Origin of the sequence: Mesorhizobium sp. M7A.F.Ca.CA.001.10.2.1, from assembly GCF_003998575.1 — a bacterium.
In the GTDB taxonomy this organism is placed as follows: domain Bacteria; phylum Pseudomonadota; class Alphaproteobacteria; order Rhizobiales; family Rhizobiaceae; genus Mesorhizobium.
On record NZ_RZQY01000843.1, the window covers coordinates 1 to 2,161 of the forward strand.

A 2,161-nucleotide genomic window follows, 5' to 3' on the forward strand; every position below is an offset into this window, starting at 1 on the left:
GCTCAACAGCTGGCGGTCGCAACCCATGCTCAGGAAGAATACATTCTGGTGTTCATGACGTCGGTGCTTGTCACCATTGCTACGACGATCATGTTTTTCATCGCGCAGCTTTTTGCGAACGCACCGACGATCATCAACTGGCTGGGCCTCTGCGCAATTGTCCTGTTCGTGCTGATCGGGCTCGGCCTGATCGGTTGGACGTTCTCTCAGCCGGTCGATAAGCGCCAGTGGGGAGGTGACCTGCCGATCGTCGCCGGCCTGGTTTTGCCGAACCTGGCCACTGTGCTGGTTCACTGGCTGTTCGTGCGCTGGCGGTTGAGGCGCGGCTCGATTAACGCACAGGTGGGCGCATGAAGACGGTTCTTTGCTACGGCGACTCGCTGACCTGGGGCTACAATGCCGAAGGTGGCCGCCATGCGCTGGAAGACCGCTGGCCGAGCGTGCTGCAGGCAGCGTTAGGCGCCGGCGTGCAAGTGATTGCCGATGGCCTCAACGGCCGCACCACGGCCTTCGACGACCATCTGGCCGGCGCGGATCGCAACGGCGGCAGGCTGCTGCCAACGGTGCTGACGACCCATGCGCCGATCGACCTGATTGTCATCATGCTCGGCGCCAACGACATGAAGCCATGGATCCACGGGAATCCCGTCGCGGCCAAGCAGGGCATCCAGCGGCTGATCGATATCGTGCGCGGTCACGACTATCCCTTCGACTGGCCCGCGCCGCAGATCCTGATCGTTTCGCCGCCTGTCGTCAGCCGTACTGAAAATGCCGACTTCAAGGAAATGTTCGCCGGTGGCGATGACGCCTCGAAGTTTTTGGCACCGCAATATGCAGCGCTCGCCGACGAGGCCGGCTGCGGCTTCTTCGACGCCGGCAGCGTGGCGCAAACCACACCGCTTGATGGCGTCCACCTCGACGCCGAAAACACGCGAAACATCGGCAAGGCGCTGGCACCCGTCGTGCGCGTCATGCTGGAATTGTGAAGGAGAAAACCCGTGGCTGAGAACTACGACGTCATCATCATCGGCTCCGGCCCTGGCGGCTATGTCACCGCGGTGCGTTCCGCGCAACTCGGCTTCAAGACGGCGATCGTCGAGCGCGAGCATCTCGGCGGCATTTGCCTCAACTGGGGCTGCATCCCGACCAAGGCGCTGCTGCGCTCGGCCGAGATCATGCACTATTCGGATCACCTGAAGGATTACGGGCTGAAGCTCGACGGCAAAGTCAGCGCCGACACAGCGGCCGTGGTCGACCGCTCGCGAAAGGTCTCGCTGCGGCTCAATGGCGGCGTTGCCTTCCTGATGAAGAAGAACAAGGTCGATGTCATCTGGGGCGAGGCCAAGCTTTCGAAGCCGGGTGAGATCGCCGTGTCCAATACGGCCAAGAAGCCGATGGAGCCGCAGCCGCCGGTGCCGAAAGGCGTCAAGGGCGAGGGCACCTACACCGCCAAGCACATCATCCTGGCGACCGGCGCGCGGCCACGCGCGCTGCCCGGCATCGAGCCTGACGGCAGACTGATCTGGACCTATTTCGAGGCCATGGTGCCGAAGGAGATGCCGAAGTCGCTGCTGGTCATGGGATCGGGCGCCATCGGCATCGAATTCGCCTCCTTCTACCGCACCATGGGCGCCGAAGTAACGGTGGTCGAACTGCTGCCGGCAGTGATGCCCGTCGAGGATGCCGAAGTCTCGAAATTCGCGCAAAAGCAGTTCGAGAAGCAAGGCATGAAGATCATCCTCGAAGCCAAGGTGACCAAGGTCGAGAAGGGTGCGAACTCGGTCACCGCGCATGTCGAGATGAAGGACGGCAAGGTCGAGAAGATCACCGCCGATCGCATGATCTCGGCCGTCGGCGTCCAGGGCAACATCGAGGGCCTCGGGCTTGAGGCGCTAGGCGTGAAGACCGAGCGCGGCTGCATCGTCATCGACGGCTACGGCAAGACCAATGTGCCGGGCATCTACGCCATCGGCGATGTCGCCGGCCCGCCGATGCTCGCCCACAAGGCAGAACATGAGGGGGTCGTGTGCATCGAGAAGATCGCTGATTTTCCTGGCGTGCATGCCACCGACAAGCTGAAGATTCCGGGCTGCACCTACTGCAATCCGCAGGTCGCCTCGGTTGGCCTGACGGAAGCCAAGGCCAAGGCCGAGGGCAAGGA

3 protein-coding genes are annotated in these 2,161 nt (G+C 62.6%); all 3 read left to right on the top strand.

Features of this window, described 5'->3' with window-relative positions; genetic code table 11:
• Positions 1–354 (top strand): hypothetical protein (locus EN964_RS32465; protein ID WP_127277291.1); only part of this gene is annotated, 354 nt, incomplete at its 5' end.
• Positions 351–986 (top strand): SGNH/GDSL hydrolase family protein, encoded by a 636-nt coding sequence (locus tag EN964_RS32470; protein WP_127277293.1) that lies wholly within the window; start codon positions 351–353, stop codon positions 984–986. The genes EN964_RS32465 and EN964_RS32470, both read left to right, overlap by 4 nt.
• Positions 987–998: 12 nt before the next feature.
• A partial coding sequence (lpdA, locus tag EN964_RS32475; RefSeq protein WP_127277295.1) for a dihydrolipoyl dehydrogenase occupies positions 999–2,161 on the top strand: 1,163 nt, incomplete at its 3' end.

What these genes read in the sequence shown, in the direction of transcription:
- EN964_RS32470 (WP_127277293.1), top strand. Translation starts at nt 351, where the DNA reads ATGAAGACGGTTCTTTGCTACGGCGACTCGCTGACCTGGGGCTACAAT.